This window comes from Kitasatospora sp. NPDC048540, assembly GCF_040651175.1.
GTDB lineage: Bacteria > Actinomycetota > Actinomycetes > Streptomycetales > Streptomycetaceae > Kitasatospora.
The window spans coordinates 1-20,462 of record NZ_JBEZIR010000004.1 but is presented as its reverse complement, the minus strand read 5'-3'; the positions used below and the strand labels follow the sequence as shown (position 1 = coordinate 20,462).

At 72.5% G+C, this 20,462-nt stretch carries 15 protein-coding genes and 1 tRNA gene; 7 read left to right on the top strand and 9 right to left on the bottom strand.

The window, feature by feature from the left end; genetic code table 11:
- Positions 1-112: 112 nt before the first annotated feature.
- Both AB0D08_RS03485 and AB0D08_RS03480 read left to right on the top strand, forming a co-directional pair.
- The gene (locus tag AB0D08_RS03485; RefSeq protein ID WP_359886091.1) at positions 113-973 is read left to right on the top strand and encodes a sterol desaturase family protein; all 861 of its coding nucleotides are present in this window, start codon (positions 113-115) and stop codon (positions 971-973) included.
- Positions 970-1,695, top strand: a complete 726-nt coding sequence (locus AB0D08_RS03480) for a lysoplasmalogenase (RefSeq protein ID WP_063794344.1) — start codon at positions 970-972, stop codon at positions 1,693-1,695. Before AB0D08_RS03485 ends, AB0D08_RS03480 begins: the two co-directional genes overlap by 4 nt.
- Positions 1,696-1,746: 51 nt before the next feature.
- Here AB0D08_RS03480 and AB0D08_RS03475 read toward each other — a convergent pair whose 3' ends face one another.
- The 5 genes from AB0D08_RS03475 to AB0D08_RS03455 form a co-directional block, all read right to left on the bottom strand.
- Entirely contained in the window at positions 1,747-2,370 is a 624-nt protein-coding gene (locus AB0D08_RS03475; protein ID WP_359886090.1) for a hypothetical protein, read from the bottom strand.
- A gap of 186 nt (positions 2,371-2,556) precedes the next feature.
- Positions 2,557-3,360: an exodeoxyribonuclease III gene (locus AB0D08_RS03470; protein ID WP_033820108.1), complete on the bottom strand. Its 804-nt coding sequence runs from the start codon at positions 3,358-3,360 to the stop codon at positions 2,557-2,559.
- A 106-nt stretch (positions 3,361-3,466) separates the two neighbouring features.
- Positions 3,467-5,254, bottom strand: a complete 1,788-nt coding sequence (gene ggt, locus AB0D08_RS03465) for a gamma-glutamyltransferase (protein ID WP_033820107.1) — start codon at positions 5,252-5,254, stop codon at positions 3,467-3,469.
- Positions 5,255-5,434: 180 nt separating this feature from the next.
- A tRNA-Leu gene (locus AB0D08_RS03460) sits at positions 5,435-5,521 on the bottom strand.
- Positions 5,522-5,593: 72 nt separating this feature from the next.
- A complete protein-coding gene (locus AB0D08_RS03455; protein WP_033820106.1) occupies positions 5,594-6,706 on the bottom strand; it encodes an ROK family glucokinase in 1,113 nt (370 codons plus the stop codon).
- A gap of 493 nt (positions 6,707-7,199) precedes the next feature.
- On the opposite strand from AB0D08_RS03455, the gene AB0D08_RS03450 reads away from it, so the two are divergent.
- Positions 7,200-8,321 carry an alpha/beta hydrolase-fold protein gene (locus AB0D08_RS03450; RefSeq protein WP_033820105.1) on the top strand — a complete coding sequence of 374 codons (1,122 nt, stop codon included), beginning with the start codon at positions 7,200-7,202 and terminating at the stop codon, positions 8,319-8,321.
- A gap of 76 nt (positions 8,322-8,397) precedes the next feature.
- Here the strand turns inward: AB0D08_RS03450 and AB0D08_RS03445 are convergent, their stop codons facing one another.
- From AB0D08_RS03445 to AB0D08_RS03430, 4 genes are all read right to left on the bottom strand, one after another.
- A complete protein-coding gene (locus AB0D08_RS03445) occupies positions 8,398-9,636 on the bottom strand; it encodes an acyltransferase family protein (protein ID WP_082526467.1) in 1,239 nt (412 codons plus the stop codon).
- Positions 9,637-9,669: 33 nt separating this feature from the next.
- Positions 9,670-11,814 (bottom strand): bifunctional polysaccharide deacetylase/glycosyltransferase family 2 protein, encoded by a 2,145-nt coding sequence (locus AB0D08_RS03440; RefSeq protein WP_359886089.1) that lies wholly within the window; start codon positions 11,812-11,814, stop codon positions 9,670-9,672.
- Between the two features lie 26 nt (positions 11,815-11,840).
- Entirely contained in the window at positions 11,841-12,377 is a 537-nt protein-coding gene (locus AB0D08_RS03435; RefSeq protein WP_033820104.1) for a hypothetical protein, read from the bottom strand.
- Between the two features lie 370 nt (positions 12,378-12,747).
- Positions 12,748-14,340, bottom strand: a complete 1,593-nt coding sequence (locus AB0D08_RS03430; RefSeq protein ID WP_033820103.1) for a PucR family transcriptional regulator — start codon at positions 14,338-14,340, stop codon at positions 12,748-12,750.
- 458 nt (positions 14,341-14,798) lie between these two features.
- Here AB0D08_RS03430 and AB0D08_RS03425 point away from each other — a divergent pair, with 458 nt between their 5' ends.
- The 4 genes from AB0D08_RS03425 (at position 14,799) to AB0D08_RS03410 (ending at position 20,334) form a co-directional block, all read left to right on the top strand.
- Entirely contained in the window at positions 14,799-15,686 is an 888-nt protein-coding gene (locus tag AB0D08_RS03425; protein WP_033820102.1) for an FAD binding domain-containing protein, read from the top strand.
- Positions 15,683-16,168: a (2Fe-2S)-binding protein gene (locus tag AB0D08_RS03420; RefSeq protein WP_033820101.1), complete on the top strand. Its 486-nt coding sequence runs from the start codon at positions 15,683-15,685 to the stop codon at positions 16,166-16,168. Before AB0D08_RS03425 ends, AB0D08_RS03420 begins: the two co-directional genes overlap by 4 nt.
- A complete protein-coding gene (gene pucD / locus AB0D08_RS03415) occupies positions 16,165-18,525 on the top strand; it encodes a xanthine dehydrogenase subunit D (RefSeq protein ID WP_051812233.1) in 2,361 nt (786 codons plus the stop codon). The genes AB0D08_RS03420 and pucD overlap by 4 nt, the downstream gene beginning before the upstream one ends.
- Before the next feature lie 324 nt (positions 18,526-18,849).
- Positions 18,850-20,334: an NCS2 family permease gene (locus AB0D08_RS03410; RefSeq protein WP_033820100.1), complete on the top strand. Its 1,485-nt coding sequence runs from the start codon at positions 18,850-18,852 to the stop codon at positions 20,332-20,334.
- Positions 20,335-20,462: the final 128 nt, after the last annotated feature.

Here is a 20,462-nt window from a genome sequence, read left to right as displayed (position 1 = left end):
GGCCCCGCCGCGCCGGGCGCCCCCCGGCCGCGGGACCCCGGCGCCGCCGACCCGCTACGCACGGGTAACAACCTCTTCCCCAGCTCGGGGACGGTCCCCTATCGTCTCGGACATGCCGAACCTGCCCGACGTCGTGCTGTGGTCGATACCGGCCTTCGCCCTGCTCGCCGTCCTGGAGATGGTCTCCTACCGGTTCCATCCGGACGAGGACGAGCTTGGGTACGCGGCCAAGGACACCGGCACCAGCCTCGGCATGGGCCTCGGCAGCCTGCTGTTCGACGCCGGCTGGAAGATCCCGATCGTGGCCGTCCACTCCGCGCTGTACGAGCTGACCCCGCTGCGGGTGCCGGTGCTCTGGTGGACCGTCCCGCTGATGCTGCTGGCGCAGGACTTCTGCTACTACTGGCAGCACCGCGGCCACCACGTGATCCGCATCCTGTGGGCCTCGCACGTGGTGCACCACTCCAGCCGGCACTACAACCTGTCGACGGCGCTGCGCCAGCCCTGGACCGGCGCCACCGGCTGGGTCTTCTACGTCCCGATGATCCTGGCCGGGGTGCACCCGGCCGCGCTGGCGTTCTGCTCCTCGGTCAACCTGGTCTACCAGTTCTGGATCCACACCGAGCGGATCGGCCGGCTGCCCCGGCCGTTCGAGTACGTCCTCAACACGCCCTCGCACCACCGGGTGCACCACGCCTCGCAGGGCGGCTACCTGGACCGCAACTTCGGCGGCATCCTGATCCTCTTCGACCGGCTGTTCGGCAGCTTCACCGCGGAGACCGCGCGGCCGGTGTACGGCCTGACCAAGAACCTGAGCACCTACAATCCCCTGCGGGTGGCTACCCACGAGTACGTTTCGATCGGCCGGGACCTGGCCGCGGCCGGCAGCTGGGGCGACCGGGTCCGCCACCTCATCAAGGGCCCGGGCTGGCAGCCCGGCGCCACCGACCGCCCGGAGGGCACCCCCGCATGAGCATCACCCGACGCCTTCGCACCGCCCGCGGCCTGCTGGCCGGATACGCCGCCACCTCGGCCGTCCACCTCGGGGCGATCGCGACCGGCGCCTCCGTCCTGCGGCACGCCACCAAGCCGGCCCTGATGCCGCTGCTGGCGGCCCAGACGCTGGCGGCCCGCGGCACCAGGACTCCGAAGCTGCTGGCGCCCGCGCTGCTGCTCAGCGCGGGCGGCGACGTGGCGCTCCAACTCGACGACGAGACCGCCTTCCTGGCCGGGATGGGCTCCTTCGCCGCCGCCCACGTCTGCTACGTGACGATGTTCGTCCAGCAGGGCGCCCTCACCGACCGGCGGCGCACCATCCTGGTCTCGGCGGCCTACGCCACCGCCTGGGCCACGCTGATCAGCCGGCTGTGGCCGGGGCTCGGCGAGTTGAGGATCCCGGTGGCGGCGTACAGCCTGCTGCTCGCCTCGACCGCCGTCACCTCGGCCGGGCGCGGCTGGCGGACGGGGCTGGGCGGGGCGCTGTTCCTGCTCTCGGACACCCTGATCGCCACCCGGATCGCGGGCTGGAAGGAGCTGCCCGGCCACGAGCTGCTGATCATGTCGACATACATCGTGGCGCAGTTCCTGCTGGCCTCCGGCACCCTGGCGGCGCTGGAGGCGGAGGACGCCGACCGGGAGCCGGAGCCCGGCGCGTTCGCCGGACTCGCCGGGGAACGGCTCAGCGCCCCGGCGTGACCACGGGGCGCTGAACGGCGGCCGGCCCGGGCGGCCGGCCTTGTCGCGGCGTCAGGACTGCGGGCCGTCCGCGGGGCGGCGGCGCAGCAGCCAGAAGCCGGCGATCCCGGCCGCGACCAGGACTCCCCCGGCGGCGAGCTGCCGCCCGTCGGTGTCGATCGAACCGCCGAGACCGGTCCCGACCGCACCGTGCGGGGCGGCCGGCCCGTCCGGCTGGACGGCCGGGTGGCTGCCCTCCTGCGCGGTGGCGGGGTGGCTGCTCTCCTGGCCGGCGCCGGTGCCCCAGGTGGCGGAGCCGGTGACGGAGACCGCACCGGTGAAGGTGTCGCCGTTGGGGCACTTGCCGTCGATGCCCCAGGAGTTGCCCTGGAGCGCCTTCTTGACGGTGCCGACCAGGTCCTGCTGCGCGACCAGCTTCGCCGGGCCGCTGTACTTGCCGTCGGGGCCGACGGTGAGGGTGGCCGAGCCCCCGGTGAAGGCCTGGGAGTTCGCGGTCACGGTCTTCACCGAGCTGGTGTCGCAGGTGACGCTGACGGTCACGGTCTGGCCGGGGGCACCCTCGGCCGGACTCACCCAGGCGGGAGCGACGTCCTTGGCATGGGCCGTCGGCCCGGCGAGGACGACCATGGCGGTCGCGCCGAGCAGGGCTGCGGCGGCCGTACACGTGCGGCGCATGCCGTACCTCCAGGGGTTCTCGGGTGCAGCGGCGGACGCCCATCGTCCACGTGGTCGAACAGCTACACCCGGTCACCCGCGACGCTAGGCAGCGCCACGCCGGGCGGCCACCCGGCGTGGGCCGTTCGGGTCCGTCCGGTCACTCCCGGTGACCGTGCGGGGCGGCGCGGCACGGCGGAACGCCGCTCAGACGTCGAGGTCGACCACCACGGGCGCGTGGTCCGAGGTGCCCTTGCCCTTGCGGGCCTCCCGGTCGACAAAGCTGTCGGTGACGGCGTCGGCGAAGGGCTTGTTGGCGAAGGTGAGGTCGATCCGCATGCCGCGGTTCTTCGGGAACGCCAGCTGTCGGTAGTCCCAGTAGGTGTACGGGCGGTCGTACTTCAGCGGGCGCGGCACCACGTCCTGCAGACCGGCGGCGGCCAGGGCGGCGAGCGCGGCCCGCTCCGGCTCGGTGACGTGGGTCTGGCCCTCGAAGGCGGCGACGTCGAAGACGTCCTCGTCGGCCGGGGCGACGTTGTAGTCGCCGAGGACGGCGAACGGGCGGGGACCGGCCGCGTCCGCCAGGACAGTCTCGCGCAGGGCGGCCAGCCAGTCCAGCTTGTACTGGTAGTGCGGGTGGCCCACCTCGCGCCCGTTGGGCACGTAGACCGACCAGACCCGCACCGGGCCGCAGGTGGCGGCGACGGCCCGCGGCTCGACCTCCGGCAGCAGCGCCCCGTCGGCGAGGTACCCGGGCTGCCCGGGCAGGTCGCGCACCACGTCCTCGAGGCCGATCCGGGACAGCACGGCCACGCCGTTCCACCGCCCGGTGCCGTGCGCGGCGCTCTCGTAGCCGAGCTCCTTGACCGCGTCGGCCGGGAAGGCGTCGGTGGAGCACTTGAGCTCCTGCAGGCAGAGCACGTCGGGCCCGGCGCTCTCCAGCCACTCCAGGAGCTTGGGCAGCCGGGCGGTGACGGAGTTGATGTTCCAGGTGGCGATGCGGACTGTCACGGCTGGCGGCCTTCCCGGGTGCTGCGGACGTGCTGCGGACGAGGGTGGGCGCCACGGCGGACGCCCACCCCGAACATACCGTCCGGCACCGACAGTCCCGGCAGGCTCAGCGGCCGGGGTGCACCACGGCGGCCGAGCCGCCGCCCCGCCGGACGGGCTCCGCCGCCGCCCGCCAGCGGCCGTCCGGCAGCCGCTCCACACCGGTGGCGGCGCCGATCTCACCGCCGTCCACGAAGACCTGGCCGAGCGCCTCCAGCCGGGCCCGCTCGGGCAGCGCGAGGAAGGCGGGCTCGGCGCTGGTCGCGGCGGTGTTGCGCTGGCTGGCCCGGGGCGCGGCGATCGCCTGCTCCAGGGTCAGGCCGCGGTCGATCCGGCCGAGCACCACCTGCAGCGCGGTGGTGATGATGGTCGAACCGCCGGGCGAACCGGTGGCGAACAGCGGCCGGCCGTCCTTGAGCACGATGGTCGGCGAGATCGAGGACCGCGGCCGCTTGCCGGGGCCGGGCAGGTTCGGGTCCGGCACCCCCGGGGTGGCCGGTGCGAAGGAGAAGTCGGTCAGCTCGTTGTTGAGCAGGAATCCCCGCCCCGGCACGGTGATCCCGCTGCCGCCGGTCTGTTCGATCGTCAGGGTGTAGGAGACCACGCTGCCCCAGCGGTCGGCGACCGTCAGATGGGTGGTGCTCGGGCCCTCGTAGGTCTCGGTGACCGCCGGACCGCTGCTCGCGCAGGCCGCCGGGTGGTACGGGTCGCCGGGGGCGAGCGGGCTGGTCAGGGCGTGGTCGGGGCTGATCAGGCAGGCCCGGGCGGCGGCGAACGCCGGGGAGAGCAGCTGCGCCGTGGGGACGTCGCTGAAGCGCGGGTCGCCGACCCAGCGGCCGCGGTCCGCGAAGGCGATCCGGCTGGCCTCCAGGAAGCGGTGGTAGTACTGGGTGTCGTCGAGCCTGGAGAGGTCGCTGCGGGCGAGGATGCCGAGCGCCTCGCCGCCGGTGGTGCCGCCGGAGGACGACGGGGCGATGCCGTCGACCTCCAGACCGCGGTAGGGGACCTTGGTCGGCTGCTGGACCAGCGCCCGGTAGGCGGCCAGATCGGCGGTGGTGACCTGGCCGGGGCGGGCGTTGCGCCCGGACGCGGGGTCGACCGGCGGGTGCTGGAGGGTACGGACGATGTCCGCCCCGATCGGACCGCGGTAGAGCGCGTCGACGCCCTCGCGGCCCAGCTCCCGGTAGGTGGCGGCGAGGTCCGGGTTGCGGAACCGCGAACCGACCACCGGGAGCGCGCCGTTCGGCAGGAACAGCTGCCGGGTGGCCGGGAAGTCCTGGAAGCGCGCCTGGTTGAGCGCGGTCTGGTCCTGGAACGTCCGGTCGACCGTGAACCCGCGGTCGGCGATCCGCTCGGCCGGGCGCAGCACCTCGCCGAGCGAGCGGGTGCCCCACAGGTCGAGCGCCTTCTGCCAGGTCGCGGGCGTGCCGGGGACACCCACTGACAGGCCGCTGGTGACCGCGTCGGCGAAGGCCAACGGCTTGCCGTTCTCCAGGAACAGGGTCTCGTCGGAGCGGTGGGAGGCGGTCTCCCGACCGTCCAGCGTGGAGACCCGGCCGGTACGGGCGTCGTAGAAGACGAAGTAGCCCCCGCCGCCGATGCCGGCCGAGTACGGCTCGGTCACCCCCAGCGCGGCCGCCACCGCGACGGCCGCATCCACCGCGTTGCCGCCGCCCCGCAGCACCTCGATCCCGGCCGCCGTGGCGTCGGCGTCGACGCTGGCGACCGCACCCCCGGACCCGGTCGCCTCGGGACTCTTGGGCGGGGACCCGGCGGCCCGGGCGGGCATCCCTGCCGCACAGACCAGGGCGGCGGCGAGCGCCAGAGCGGGGACGGAGCGGGCCAGGACTCTCATACGGACCTCCTGAGTCGGCGTCAGCTCTCCGTTCTTTCACACGTGTGGTGCACAGGACAACGGCGCATCGAGGCACGGCCCGCCGGTGGACGCCCACCCGTTCGCCGCCGGAAACGACGAAGCGGTGCCTCCCGCAGCGACTTCCGTCACTGTGGGAGGCACCGCTTCGTCGGTACTTCCTGGTGCGCGAGGGGGGAGTTGAACCCCCACGCCCTTTCGGGCACTGGAACCTGAATCCAGCGCGTCTGCCTATTCCGCCACCCGCGCCCGAGTGCTGAGCACAACCCTACCCGATCCCCGGCACCGCTCTGACCACCCGGGATGTCCCGGGCCGGGCTCCTAGTGGAGCGTGGCGCGCTCGGCTCGGCGGCGCTTGACGGTGCGGAACCGGCGGGCCACCTGGCGGGCCAGGTCCGCCGCGCCGACCAGGCCGGCCTCGTTTCCCAGTGCCGCGGGCACGATCCCGGCCTCGGGCCGGAAGCCGCGGCCGGTGAGGGTCCGGCGGAAGGCGTCCTGGGCCGGGCCGAGCAGCAGGTCGCCGGCCTCGGAGACGCCGCCGCCCACCACGAAGCGGCCCGGGTCGAGGGCGGCGGCCAGGTTGGCGATGCCGACGCCGAGCCAGCGGCCGACCTCGTACAGCAGCTCGACCGCGACCGGGTCGCCGTCCCGGGCCGCCTCGGTGACCAGCGGTCCGGTGATCCCGCCCACCACGCCGCCGGCCCTGGCCAGCAGCGGTTCGACCACCGGGGACTCCTCCTCCACCAGGCCGCGGGCCTCGCGCACCAGCGCGTTGCCGGAGGAGTACTGCTCCCAGCAGCCGCGGTTGCCGCACGGGCAGCGGTGCCCGCCCGGCACCACCTGCATGTGCCCGAACTCGCCGGCCAGCCCGTACTTGCCCCGGTCGACGTAGCCGTCGCGGACCACCGCGCCGCCGATGCCGGTGCCCAGGGTGATCATCACCATGTGGTCCTCGCCGCGTCCGGCCCCGAACCGCCACTCCGCCCAGGCGGCGGCGTTGGCGTCGTTCTCCACCACCACCGGGAACCGCAGCCGCTCGCTGAGCGCGTCCCGCAGCGGCTCGCCGCGCCAGTTCAGGTGGGGGGCGAACAGCACCCGGGAGCGGTCCGCGTCCACCCAGCCGGCCGCGCCGATGCCCACCGCGTGCACGTCGTGCTTGTCGGCCAGCTCCAGCACCAGCTCGACGATGACGTCCTCGACCACCCGGGCGCTCTTGTTCTTGTCGGGCGTCTCGGTCCGGATCCGGTCCAGCACCCGGCCCTCGCCGTCGACCACGCCGGCCACCACCTTGGTACCGCCGATGTCGACACCGATGGTCGGCAGCCGGAGCACTCCGGCGGGCAGGGTGCGCCGGCGGCGGTCGGCGCCGCGCGGGCCGAGGCCGAACAGGGTGGGCAGGACCGGCGGCCGTGCGGCGTCGTTCGGGGTGCTCACTGGGGTGGACGCTCCTTCGGGTCGGATCGGGAAGGGGTACGGGACGGGGTACGGGACGGGGTACGGGAAGGGGAGGGACGGGCTGCCTGCCATCCTCCCCCTTGTCACCGCCGCGCAGGGGTCAGGGACGGGACGGGGCCGGTGTGGATTTCCGGGCCGTCCGGCACCGGTCGCGGTCCGGGGGTCCCGCTCCTGAGTGATCCCTGTACGGCCGGCCGGGTGACCGGTCTGACGATCCGGCAGGTTCCGCGCCGGGGCTGCGGCCGATCGGCCCGGGCGTACGAGATGATCTGTGCACCCGGAAGAATCGTCCGGTCGGGTGGCAGACTTGGGGGGTTGCCCACCGGAGCCTCACAGAAATGTGATCTTCGTCTCAGGTTCCACTCAGATTCACCGGCAACTGACCACCCGTCCCACCCCGTCTGATCCTTTGGAGCACGTCCTGGGCGCCCCGAGCCCCGGGCGACCGCAACCCGGATACGAGAAATCCTTCATGCAACTGACTGGCACACCCTTCCTCGTCGTCACGATCATCCTCGTGCCGATCTCCATCGCAGCCGCACTGCTGCTCTGGGGGCGGGTGCGTGGGCCCCGGCCCGTGAAGCTGCTGAGCAGAACGGCCATGATCCTGTTCTGCCAGCTGACGGCGGTGACGACGGTCTTCGTCATGGTCAACAACGCCAACCTGATCTACGGCAGCTGGGACGACCTGCTCGGTACCGGCGACCACGTCCGGGCGGTGCCGAAGGTCCCGGCCGACACCGGCAGCGGCAGCGGCTCGGACAGCAAGACCCGGGCCAAGGTGATCCAGTCGTTCACCGGCGTCGGCGACCCGAAGGTGCCCGGCGACGTCCAGAACACCGAGCTGAAGGGCGAGGTGTCCGGTGTGGACGGCGAGGTGCTGGTCTGGCTGCCGCCGCAGTACAACGACCCGGCGTACAAGGACAAGAACTTCCCGGTGGTCGAGCTGCTGCCGGGCTGGCCGGGCTCGTCCAAGACCTGGTTCGGCACGCTGAAGGTGTCCGACCAGCTCAAGCCGATGATGGAGAAGGGCGAGGTGGCGCCGTTCATCCTGGTGTCGCCCCGGACCAACCTGCTGGGCGACGACGTGGACACCGGCTGCGCCGACGTCCCCGGCAAGGTCAACGCGGACACCTGGCTGTCGCGTGACGTGCCGCAGATGGTGCTGGACAACTTCCGGGCCGACCCGTCGCCCGAGCGCTGGGCGGTGGCCGGCTACTCGGCCGGCGGCCACTGCGCCGGCAAGCTCGCGCTGGAGCACCCCAACCGGTACCGGGCCGGGGTCAGCCTCTCCGGCTACAGCGACCCGGGCCAGGAGCCGCACTCGCTGACCGCGAAGGACCCGGTGCTCAAGGAGAAGTCCAACCTCCTGAACATCCTCAAGAACTCCCAGACCCCGCCCAAGGTCGCCCTGTTCGTCAGCGGCAACAAGGGTGACGGGTTCGAGGCCGCGGCCGCCCTCAAGGCGGCCGCCAAGGCCCCGACCACCGTCACCACGGTGGAGACCACCGGCCCGCACGCCAGCGATGTGTGGCGCCCGATGGTCCCCGACGTGTTCAAGTGGCTGACCGGCGTGATCCCGGTCCAGCACTGAGCCTCCCGGCCGTCCACGGCCGACGCGAAGGGCCCCCGGCAGTGCGCCGGGGGCCCTTCGCGTCGGTCCGGCCGGCTCAGCGGCGGCGGGCCGAGCGCGGCGCGCGCGGGTAGGGGAACAGCCGCGGGCTGCGCTTGGCGGCCACGTCCTCGATCCAGCCGAAGGCCACGATGCACAGGCCGATCAGCGGCCAGGCCAGCAGCATCGGCACCCAGTCGCTGTCCAGCAGCCAGGGCACGTTCTCGGCCAGCACCGGCACGTACCAGGTCAGGCCGAACAGGCTGATCGCGGCCGTGATGGCCAGGTTGTGCCAGAGGTAGACGGTGACCGCCCGGGAGTTCAGCAGGCTGATCCAGCCCGCCCAGCGCTTGAGCCGCGGCGGCCACTCGTCCCAGGACGGGCTGGCCGCCAGCAGCAGCAGGACGAAGCCGAACGACCAGACCGCCTGGCCGAGGCTGCTGTCCTCCAGGTTCTGCGGGCCGCCCTCGTCGTTGGTGCCGTTCAGGGTCCACCAGAGCGAGACCGCCATCACGAACGGCACGATCGACGGCAGCACGTACCGCGGGAAGCGGCTGAGCAGCCCCTCCTGGTACGCCATGCCCAGCATCCAGCAGGAGCCGTAGGTGGCGAAGCCGTCGACCACGCTGTAGATCTCCGGGCGGAAGTCGACGTAGCCGAGCTGCATGACCACGCAGAACAGCATGGGGGCCGGCAGCACCAGCCACGGGATCCGCCGCAGCAGCGCCAGCATCAGCGGGGACAGCAGCACGAACCACAGGTAGGCCCGCAGGTACCAGAGCGGACCGGCCGCGTGCTCGCCCCACGCATGGTCCAGCAGGCCGTGGACGCCGGGCAGCGGGTCGCCGTACGGCGGGTCCATCAGCGGCAGGACCCACAGCGCCAGCCGGCCCCAGAAGCCCGCCACGCTGTGCCCGGAGCCGTGCGCGGACCAGCCCTGCAGCAGCATGCCGGGCACCGCGATCAGGCCGAGCAGCCACAGCGGCGGCAGCAGGCGGCGCAGCCGGCCGCGGATCACCGACCAGGTCGGCCGGGACAGCGAGCGGGCCATCAGCGACCCGGCCAGCGCGAACATCACGCCCATCGACGGGAAGACGATCGGCAGCCAGGTCCAGGCGAACATGTGCAGGAACACCACCCGGACCAGGGCGAGCGCCCGCAGGAAGTCCAGGTAGCGGTCACGGCCCGGCTTGGCCCGGGCGGCGGGCGTCGCGGTCACCGGCCCGGTGGCGGGAACCGCCGCCGGGGGCCGGACGGCGCCGGGCGGCAGGTACCCGGGGTGGGCGGGCGCGGTCATGCGGGACCTTTCGGGTGGTTGGGGTGGGGCCGGTCAGACCGCGACCGGGACGTCGACCTCGCCGGTGCGCTTGAGCTTCTGCCAGCGCAGCCGGCCGCCGGTCAGCGCGGTGATCCAGGACTGGAGCAGCACCAGGTACATCAGCTGGCGGTAGACCAGCTGCTGGAGCGGCAGCGAGATCAGGTGCCAGGGTTTCTCCTTGTCCAGCCAGAACGCGTACCCGGCGCAGACCAGCTGGACAACCAGCACGGTCAGCCAGGCGGTGAAGGTCTTGGGCGCGTCCACGAAGAGCACCCCGTAGACCAGGAAGACGTCGAAGAGCGGGGCGAGCAGCGGGGCCAGCACCATGAACAGCGCCACCAGCGGCAGGCCGACCCGGCCGAAGCGGCCCGCCGGTCCCGAGGCGAGGACCGCGCCGCGGTGCTTCCACATCGCCTGCATGGTGCCGTAGCACCAGCGGTAGCGCTGCGACCAGAGCTGGCCGATGCTGCCGGGCGCCTCGGTCCAGGCGCGGGCGTTCTCGGTGTAGACCACCTTCCAGCCGTTGACGTGCAGCGCCATGGTGAGGTCGGTGTCCTCGGCGAGGGTGTCCTCGCTCATGCCGCCGGCCTGCTCCAGGGCGACCCGGCGGTAGGCGCCGACGGCACCCGGGACGGTGGGCATGCAGCCCAGCTCGTCGTACATCCGGCGGTCGAGGTTGAAGCCCATCACGTACTCGATGTGCTGCCAGGCGCCGATCAGGCTGTCGCGGTTGCCGACCTTGGCGTTGCCCGCGGTGGCGCCCACCCGGGGGTCGGCGAAGGGCTGGACCAGCTCGCGGACGGTGGAGGGCTCGAAGACGGTGTCGCCGTCCATCATCACGATCAGGTCGTGGGTGGCGTGCGCGATGCCGGTGTTGAGGGCGGTGGCCTTGCCGGAGTTCGGCTGGCTGATCACCCGGACGCCGGGCAGGGCCAGCTCCTCGACGATCGCGACCGTGTCGTCGGTCGAGCCGTCGTCGATCACGATCACCTCGATCGGGTGCTCGCTGTCGGTGAGCGAGTGCAGGGTGTTGGCGATGCACTCCTGCTCGTTGTAGGCCGGCACCAGGACGGTTACCTTCTCGGTGACCGGCGGCCCCCAGCTGAAGGTCCGGCGGCGGGTGCGCCGGGCGTGCTTGACGGAGAGGAACAGCATCAGCGCGAACCGGCCGAACACCAGCGTGCCGACCACCGCCAGCAGCACGATCAGGGCCGGCATGACGAACACGGCGGCGTGCGCGAGGCCGAGGAAGAGCTTGCCCTCCCACAGCTGGAAGCCGTCGACCTTGGACATCGAGGTGCCGGCGCCGACCGACTCGCTGACGGTGGTGAAGCGGTAGCCCTCGGACTGCAGCCGGGGCATCACGATCTTCAGCGCGGCGACGGTCTGCGCGCGGTCGCCACCGGCGTCGTGCATCAGCACGATGTGGCCGCTGCCGGGCTGCTTGGGGGTGGCGGCCGCGACGATGGCGTCCACGCCAGGGCGCTTCCAGTCGTCGGTGTCCTCGTCGATGAACGCGGTGACGTAGCCGCGGTCGGCGAGCTTCTTGACCACCGGCCAGGTCAGGTCGTCCAGCGCGGAGGCGTCGGAGGAGTACGGCGGGCGGAACAGCGCGCTGTGCACCCCGGCGACCCCGGCCAGGGCCAGCTGGGTCTGGGCCATCTCCCAGGTGATCCGGCGGTCCGACTGGAGGGTGAGGTCGGGATGGGTGAAGGTGTGCAGGCCGATCTCGTGGCCGTCGGCGAGGATCCGCCGGATCAGGTCGGGGTGGCGGGTGACCATCGAGCCGGTCACGAAGAAGGTGGCCTTGGCGTGGTACTGGGCGAGCACGTCGAGGATCTGCGGGGTCCACACCTCGTCCGGGCCGTCGTCGAAGGTGAGGGCCATGGTGTGGTCCTCGGCCCGGTAGCTCTTGGGGTCCCCGGGCCCGCGGGCGTCGATCACCGGGCCGCCGGTCAGCAGGGCCGGCGGGACGGTGTCCTTGTCGACCGAGACGTTGATCCGGGCGTCGTGGAAGACCTCGTTGGTGACCAGGCCGCGCAGCAGCAGGGTGGCCAGCAGGGTCAGCAGCAGCACCGTCGGCAGGGTGAAGCGCAGGGGTGGTACGGCACGGCGGCGCGGGCGGCTGGCCGCTCGCCTGCCTCGGGATCGCGACATGGCTCGGGTGTCCTTGGAACTGGTGCTCAGCGAGGCTTGGCTGCGGAGGTGGCCGCGTGCGGGCTGGCGGCGCGGGCGCCCGGGGCGGGCGTGGTCTGGCCGGGCTTGGCCGAGGTGGTCGTGGTGTCGGCGGCCCCGGCGCCGGAGGGAGTGGCCTTGGGCGTACCGGTCGGCTTGGCGGTGCCGGTGGCGGCGGCGCCCGTGCCGGTGGCGGACGGTCTGCCGGTCGGCTTGCCGGTGGCGCTCGGCCGGCCGGTGGCGCCGGCCGCGGCCGGGGACGGCGACGGCGAGGCGGTGCCGGACTCGCCCAGCACCGCCGAGTTGGCCGTGGGCGAGGGCACCGGCATGGCGGGGGCCTGCGCGTTGGAGCCGGCGACGGTGGTCAGCGCGGTGGCCGCGAACCCGGCGCAGGCCACCCCGGCGATCCAGCCGAACCCGCGCAGCGCACGGCCGCGCCGGCCGCTCTGGTCCACGAAGACGGCCTTGGCGGCGGCCTCGGGATGGATCACGACGCGTTCGACGATGGGGGCCGGCGGCTGCTCCTGGACCACGGGCCTGGTCACCCAGGGTGACCGGAGCTGGAGGGTCTCCTCATGCCGTGGCATCGTCTGGAACCAGTCGGACGAGGTACGAGAGCTCGGGTCGGTCACAGTACGCAGTCAACTTTCGCAGCCGCGCGCCGGGCCGAATACGTCGCCCGCGAGCGGAGAGGGACGGGTGCGCACGGAGGCCCCCGCACCCCGGGCGGCATCGCGGGGCGAACCGCCGGGATCGAACGGCCCTTCTCCGCACTGCGGTCGAAAGCTACCCCAGAAACCTGATAGAACCCTGATAGGAAAGTAGGCGAATTGACCCTATTTGCGCAGATCTGGGGCTGATCGTCATGAAGTCGTGACCGGATTCCCGGAACTCTTTACCCGCTCCTGTCAAGTACTACGCGAGCTCCAGTGCGAGGTAGAAATCCACCCGGTCCTCCAGCCGGGAGAGGTCACGCCCCGTCAACTCCTCGATCCGGCCGATCCGGTAACGGAGGGTGTTGACATGCACGTGCAGCTGGGCCGCGCAGCGCGTCCAGGACCCGTCCGAGCGCAGGAACGCCTCCAGCGTCCTGACCAGATCCGCCTGGTGCTCGATGTCGTACCCGATGACCCGGTCCAGCAGCCGGCTGCGGAACGCCCGGCGCACCTCGTCCGGGACGGCCGCCAGCAGCAGCACGTGCGAGGCCAGCTCCTCGGGGCCGGCCACGCAGACCCGGCCGACCCGGGCGGCCGCGATCCGGCGGGCGTGCCGGGCCTCCTCCAGGGCGCCGCGCAGACCGCCGGCCTCGGCGGCCGGGGCGCAGACACCGACGGTGATCCGGCCCTCGGAGCCGAGCCCGGCCTCCAGCGGGGCCAGCAGTTCGCGCAGCGCCTCGGCGGGCACCGGAGCCTCCAGGGCCGGCAGCACGGCGACCGCGGAGCTGCCGGAGCCGGCCACCAGGGCCCGGTCGGAGGCGTCGGCCAGCGCCTCCTCCATGATCGTGCGCAGGACGCCGTCCGGCAGCCCGGTGCTCTCGGCGCTGAGCACCAGCCAGGTGCCCTCGCCCGCCACCGGCATCGGGGCGGCGCCCTCGTAGCGGACCGCCATCGCGGACGAGGCGTGCAGCGCGCGGCTGATCTCGGCCGGGTCGGCGTCCCGCTGGAGCAGCGTCAGCACCTCGTCGGCGAGCCGGCGGCGCAGCCGGCGGCCCTCGTCCCGGCGGATCCGCTCGGCGGCCACCAGCCGGGACAGGTTCTCGGCCAGCTGCTGGCGCTTGCCGGTCCACTCGGTGACGTCACCGGCGACCGCCAGCACCCAGTCGGCCAGCGGGCTCGGCTCGGCCGGGTCGGCGGCGGCCGGCAGCAGCGAGTACGAGCCGGAGACCAGCCGGGCCCGGTGCGGCGGGCGGCGGCGCTGGCGCTGGGCGGCCAGATGGGTACGGGCCAGCTGGTCGCGGTCCTCGGCGGAGAGCCGGTCGGCGGGCCCGGCGATCACCCGGCCGGTCGGGGTGAGCACCCAGCAGTCCAGGTCGAGGTCGCCGCCGAGCAGGTCCAGCACGGCGTCCAGGCCGCCGCCGCCGGCCGCCGAGACCAGCATCCGGTGGCGGTCCACCAGGGCGGCGAGGTCCGCGGCCCGGTCGGCCGACACCTGGCGGCCGACGAACTCGGTGACCGCCCCGAACGCGGTCTGGTCGGGCACCGCCAGCAGCGGCATCCGGTGCCGCCGGCAGGCGTCGATCAGGTCCTCGGGCACCGGGCCGACCTCCGCCTCGCCCGCCGCCAGGGCGACCGCCCCGCCGGCCGCGATGGTGCGCACGAAACGCTCGGAGTCCTCCGGCGCGGTGCGCCAGAGCATCCCGGTGAGCACCAGCTCCCCACCGTGCAGGTAGCGGCCCGGGTCGTGCAGGTCGGTGGTCATGACACCGCTGACCTGCCGGTCGAGCTCGTCCTCGGCCGCGAGCAGCCGCAGCCCCAACGCACTGGGGGCGAGCAGGTCACGGACGCGCATCCGCAGACTCCTTCGTCTGGAGGGTGGGGGTCGGGCGGGTGTGGGGGTCACAGTGTGCCCCAGCGGACGGCCTCGGCGTTACGTCCGACCGGCGCCACGGGTCACGGGGTCGTAGCGCGGCAATCACGGCCGGATTACGGTCGTAGTGAGCGGCCGGTGACCGCTTGGACTGGGCGATTGCCCACGTTAGAGGAACGTACAGGATGCCGGGCGGCACCACCGCCGGGGCTTCATGCCATCGGTGACTGCCTCCGGGTGGGCCGTCGGCGGTTCACTGGCCACACGCCGCCGGACACACCCCGGTGACCAGGACTCAACGCCTCGGCAACGGAGCGGTAGCAGAGTCCGAAATCCGAGGGTAAGAACTCCATGCGGCCCGCCCCCGAACGGGCGACCGGATGGGTTCCGGGCACTGTGCCCAACCGTTCCGGCAGGCGACGACTTGAGGAGACACCCGCATGGAGTTCCTTCGGCCCGCTACGTGGGACGAGGCGCTCGCGGCGAAGGCTGAGTACCCGACCGCGCTGCCGATCTCGGGTGGCACGGACGTCATGGTCGAGATGAATTTCGACGTGCACCGGCCATCCGCGATTCTCGACCTCAACCGCATCACCGAGCTCACCGAGTGGTCGAACGACGGTGGTGTGGTGAGACTCGGTGCCGCCGTGCCGTACACCCGGATCATCAACGAGCTGTCCGGCCCGCTCCCCGGCCTCGCGCTCGCCTCCCACACCGTCGGATCCCCCCAGATCCGTAACCGCGGCGGTGTCGGCGGCAACCTCGGCGGGGCCTCGCCGGCCGGCGACGCGCACCCCGCGCTGCTGGCGGCCGGCCGGGACGTGTTCGTCGAGGCCTGCTCGGTCCGCGGCACCCGGATGATCGCGATCGACGACTTCTACGTCGGCGTGAAGCGCAACTCGCTGGAGCAGGACGAGCTGATCCGCGCCGTGCACATCCCGGTCGCGGACGGCCCCCAGCAGTTCTCGAAGATCGGCACCCGCAACGCGATGGTCATCGCGGTCTGTGCGTTCGGCTTCGCGCTGCACCCCAAGAACGGCACCGTCGGCACCGGGATCGGCTCGGCCGCGCCGACGCCGCGCCGGGCCGTGGAGGCCGAGGAGTACCTCCAGGGCGTGCTCGCCGAACGCGGCCTGTGGGAGTCCGGCGACCTGCTGGGCACCGAGGTGATCCAGCGGTTCGGCGAGCTGGTGAAGGCCGCCGCCTCGCCGATCGACGACGTCCGCGGCACCGCCGATTACCGCCGGCACTCGCTGGCCGTGATGGCCCGCCGCACGCTCACCTGGACGTGGAACGACTACAGCAAGCAGATCAGGAGCGCGGCATGAGGGTGACGTTCACCGCCAACGGCAAGCCGGTCGAGGCCGACGACGTGTGGGAGGGCGAGAGCCTGCTGTACGTGCTGCGCGAGCGGGTCGGCCTGCCGGGCTCCAAGAACGCCTGCGAGCAGGGCGAGTGCGGTTCCTGCACGGTCTACCTGGACGGCACCCCGGTCTGCTCCTGTCTGGTCGCGGCCGGCCAGGTGCAGGACCGCGAGGTCCGCACCGTCGAGGGCCTGGCCGAGGACGACGGCGAGCTGGGCCTGGTCCAGCAGGCGTTCATCGACGCCGGCGCCGTCCAGTGCGGCTTCTGCACCCCCGGGCTGCTGGTGCAGACCGACGCGCTGCTCGCCAACGACGCCCAGCCCAGCGACAACGACATCCGCGAGGCTCTGTCGGGCAACCTGTGCCGCTGCACCGGGTACGAGAAGATCATGGACGCGGTGCGGCTCGCCTCCGCCCGCACCTGCGCTAAGGCGGTCTCGGAATGAGCACCCGTACCATCCAGGGTCAGAAGAACCTGCAGGACATCCGGCAGGCCAGCAAGGACGGCATCGGCGGCTCGCCGCTGCGGCCCGACGGCAACCTCAAGGTCAAGGGCGAGTTCGCGTACTCCTCCGACATGTGGCACGAGGACATGCTCTGGGGCATGGCGCTGCGCTCGCCGCACCCGCGCGCCAACATCCTGAGCGTCGACATCTCCGAGGCGCTCAAGCTGCCGGGCGTCTACGCGGTGCTCACCCACGAGGACATCCCCGGCTCGAAGTTCTACGGCCTGGAGATCCAGGACCAGCCCGCGCTCGCCATCGACAAGGTGCGCTACCACGGTGAGGCCATCGCGCTGGTCGCGGCCGACCACCCGGAGACGGCCCGCCGCGCGGTGAAGAAGATCAAGGTCGAGTACGAGGTGCTCACCCCGATCGTCACCGAGGAGCAGTGCCTGGCCCCCGAGGTGCACGGCTACGTCCACGAGCCGCACGAGTTCAAGTCGCACGGCTACGGCAACATCTGCCACGAGCAGAAGCTGGTCTCCGGCCTCGGCGTGACCGACGAGGTCCGGGCGCTGGCCGACGTGATCGTCAGCGGCACCTACGAGGTCGGCATGCAGGACCAGGCCTTCCTCGGCCCCGAGTCCGGCCTCGCGGTGCCCGCCGAGGACGGCGGCATCGACCTCTACATCGCCACCCAGTGGCTGCACGTGGACCGCCAGCAGATGGCCCCCGTGCTGGGCCTGCCGGAGGAGAAGGTCCGGCTCACCCTGGCGGGTGTCGGCGGCGCCTTCGGCGGCCGCGAGGACCTCTCGATGCAGATCCACGCCTCGCTGCTGGCCCAGCGCACCGGCAAGCCGGTCAAGATCGTCTACGCCCGGGACGAGTCCTTCTTCGGCCACGTGCACCGCCACCCGGCCCGGATGTTCTACGAGCACGGCGCCACCCGCGACGGCAAGCTGGTCTTCGCCGACTGCCGGATCGTGCTGGACGGCGGCGCCTACGCCTCCGCCTCGCCCGCCGTGGTCGGCAACGCGGCCTCGCTCGGCCACGGCCCGTACGTGATCCCGAACGTCAAGATGCACGCCATCGCGCTCTACAGCAACAACCCGAGCTGCGGCGCGATGCGCGGCTTCGGCGCGGTGCAGGCGGCCTTCGGCTACGAGAGCCAGATGGACAAGCTCGCCGCCGAACTCGGCATGGACCCGGTCGAGCTGCGCCAGCTCAACGCGATGTCCGAGGGCGACCTGATGCCCACCGGCCAGCAGATCGACTCGCCGGCCCCGGTCGCCGAGCTGCTCCAGCGGGTCAAGGACATGCCGCTGCCGCCGCCGCTGGACCTCGACGACCTCGACGTCCGCGCCCTGCCCGGGGCGCTGTCCAACACCTCGCACGGCGAGGGCATCGTCCGCGGTGTCGGCTACTCGGTCGGCATCAAGAACGTCGGCTTCTCCGAGGGCTTCGACGACTACTCCACCGCCCGGGTCCGGCTGGAGGTGATCGGCGGCGAGCCGGTCGCGATGGTGCACACCGCGATGGCCGAGGTCGGCCAGGGCGGCGTCACCGTGCACGCCCAGATCGCCCGCACCGAGCTCGGCGTCGAGCAGGTCACCATCCACCCGGCCAACACCGAGGTCGGCTCGGCCGGCTCCACCTCGGCCTCCCGGCAGACGTACATGACCGGCGGCGCGGTGAAGCTCGCCGCCGAGGCGGTCAAGTACGCGCTGATCGACAAGGGCCGCCGGCGCTACGGCTGGACCCACCAGGACATCACGCTGGCCGGCGGCAAGGTGGTCTCCGAGTCCGCCGGGGTGCTGGTGCCGATGGTCGACCTGCTGGGCGACGAGGCGATCGACCTCACCCGCGAGCACCACCACCGGCCGACCGTGCCGTTCGACAAGGAGACCGGGCAGGGCTTCGGCCACGTCCAGTACACCTTCTGCGCCAACCGCGCGGTGGTCGACGTGGACGTGGAGCTCGGCCTGGTCAAGGTGGTCGAGCTGACCGCCGCCCAGGACGTCGGCAAGGCGCTCAACCCGCTGTCGGTGGTCGGCCAGATCCAGGGCGGCTGCACCCAGGCGCTCGGCCTGGCCGTGATGGAGGAGATCATCGTCAAGGACGGGAAGGTGCGCAACGCGTCCTTCACCGACTACCTGATCCCCACCATCCTGGACACCCCGCCGATCCCGGTGGACATCCTGGAGCTCCCCGACCCCAACGCCCCCTACGGGCTGCGCGGCGTCGGCGAGGCCCCCACCGTCTCCGCGACGCCCTCCATCGTCGCCGCGATCCGCCAGGCGACGGGCATCGCCCTGAACCGGATCCCGGTCCGGCCCGAGCACCTCACCGGAACGCTCTAGAGCCTGACCGGCGGATCTTGTCGCGCGCCCGGCAGGATCCGCCGGACAGGCCCTGGCCCCCAGACGTCCCCGGGGCGGTGACCGTCTTCCCCGCCGCCCCGGGGCAGCTCCACAAGAGCGCACGCCACCCGTACGCGACCAACGTGCACCATCCCGCTGCCTCCCACGCCGGGGCTCTGCAGCGGTGCGAAGCCCCACCCGAGCGCCGCACGCACCACAGCACGTGCACATCGTGAGTCGAACAGTCCCCCTGCGCCCTGCTCCTATGCCTGGCACACAGGTCGGCTCGCCCACCCCAACCCCCTTTGAACCTTGGGAGTGGACATGACCCGGATCCCGACGGAGCCCGGCACCACTGAAGAAGCACCCGCCGCTGACGAGTCCCTCACCTCGCCACCGGCAGCAGCCCCGCCGAGACACGTCCTGGACGCCTACTTCAAGATCTCCGCACGGGGCTCCAGCCTCGGCAACGAGCTCCGCGGCGGCCTGACCACGTTCATGGCGATGGCGTACATCGTCCTGCTCAACCCGATCATCCTGAGCGGCGCCGACGTCAACGGCCTCAAGCTGGACCACGCGCAGCTGACCACCGCGACCGCGCTGGCGGCGGCGGTCACCACGATCCTGATGGGCGTGGTGGGCAACGTCCCGCTGGCGGTGGCCGCCGGCCTCTCGGTCTCCGGCGCGATATCGGCGCTGGTGGTCCCGCACACCACCTGGCCGCAGGCGATGGGCCTGTGCGTGATCTACGGCCTGCTGATCGTCCTGCTGGTGGTCTCCGGCCTGCGCGAGAAGATCATGAACGGCATCCCGCTGCCGCTCAAGCACGCCATCACCATCGGCATCGGCCTGTTCGTCGCACTGATCGGCCTGGTCAAGGCCGGCTTCGTGCACACCGGCGGCCCGACCCCGGTCTCGCTCGGCCCGTTCGGCGAGCTGGCCGGCTGGCCCGTCCTGGTCTTCTGCCTGACGCTGCTGACGATCTTCGTCCTGCTGGCCCGCAACGTCCGCGGCGCGATCCTGATCGGCATCGCCGGCGGCACCGTGGTGGCGTTCGTCGTCAACGCGGTCGCCGACCTGCCCGCCAAGACCTGGAGCAGCTCCGCGCCGGTGTGGCCGGGCAGCCCGGTCTCCGCGCCCGACTTCGGGCTGTTCGGCAACGTGGACCTGTTCGGCGCCTTCGGCAGCCACGGACTCGGCGCGATCAGCGCCACGGTCGCGGTCTTCACGCTGGTGCTGGCCGGCTTCTTCGACGCGATGGCGACCATCATCGGCGTCGGCACCGAGGCCGGGCTCGCCGACAAGCAGGGCCGGATGCCGGGCCTGTCCAAGGCGCTGTTCATCGACGGCGCCGGCGGCGCGATCGGCGGGGTCGCCGGTGCCTCCGGCCAGACCGTTTTCGTCGAGTCGGCCACCGGGGTCGGCGACGGCGCCCGGACCGGCCTCGCCTCCACCGTCACCGGCGCGCTGTTCGCGGCGATGCTGTTCTTCTCGCCGCTCGCCGCGATCGTCCCGGTCGAGGTCGCCTCCGCCGCCCTCGTGGTCATCGGCTCGATGATGATGAGCCAGGCCCGCCACATCGACTGGTCCGACCGTGAGATCGCCATCCCGGCCTTCCTGACCTGCGTCCTGATGCCGTTCACCTACAGCATCACCGCCGGTGTCGCCGCGGGTGTCATCTCCTACACGGTGATCAAGGCCGGTACCGGCAAGTGGCGCGAGCCCGGCCCGCTGATGTGGATCCTCAGCGTGGTCTTCGTGGTCTACTTCGCGCTCGTCCCGATCAAGGACTGGCTGGGCGTGCACTAGCACCCGCCCACCCCGCCCCGCCGCGGTACGGGGGCTCCGGCCCGCCTTCGAGGTCGAGCAGAGCAGCGGGCCGTGGCCGGGCCAGATCCTGGAGATCAGGGTCTGACGGCCGGGAGACGGCCGGGCCC